Raw genomic sequence first — 540 nt, forward strand, 5'->3', positions numbered from 1 at the left:
CCATTCGGTGCCACCGTCGGGCAGGCGCCACGGCGTGCCGCGACCGAGCAGATATTTGCGCTTTCCCTGCGCGTCGATGATGCGAAACCGCTGCTCCCATCGGCACAGGGTCTCGGCCGATTGCGCGATGCTACGCTGCATCTCGCCGGCATCGTCGGCGTCGACCATCGCCCAGAGCCGCTCCGGCGCCACCGGGCCCGATCCGGGAGCGAGACCGTAGAGCTCGCGGCACCCGTCGTTGAGGAACCCGCAGGACTGGCGGCCCGATGCGTCGATCGCGAAATGCAAAGCCCCGCCCGGCAGATTGCCGGCAAACAGCTCCAGAAGGTCGGACCCGACGGTTTCCACCCTGAACCTCGTACGCACCCACCCGCGTCGGCACGGAGGCTACAGCGAAGTCCTGAACGGATTTCTAACAGGCCGCTGAAGAAGTGCGGCTGGAAGGACGTTTTTCCGGGCGCGGGTTTCCAAGTTGAGGCGGTAGCGGCCCGGGACGTGTGGATCGGTTCCGAGATGCCCCGTGTTTCAGGCCGCCAGAAG

Annotated in this window: 1 protein-coding gene; it reads right to left on the reverse strand. The window is 66.5% G+C overall.

Annotated features, from left to right (window positions below; translation table 11 throughout):
* Positions 1-348, reverse strand: a 348-nt coding sequence (locus tag DLJ49_RS21375) for a PAS domain-containing protein (RefSeq protein WP_158547556.1), incomplete at its 3' end; no start/stop codon positions are given.
* Positions 349-540: the final 192 nt, after the last annotated feature.

It is taken from the genome of Rhodovulum sp. 12E13, from assembly GCF_003340565.1.
Taxonomy (GTDB): domain Bacteria; phylum Pseudomonadota; class Alphaproteobacteria; order Rhodobacterales; family Rhodobacteraceae; genus HLUCCA09.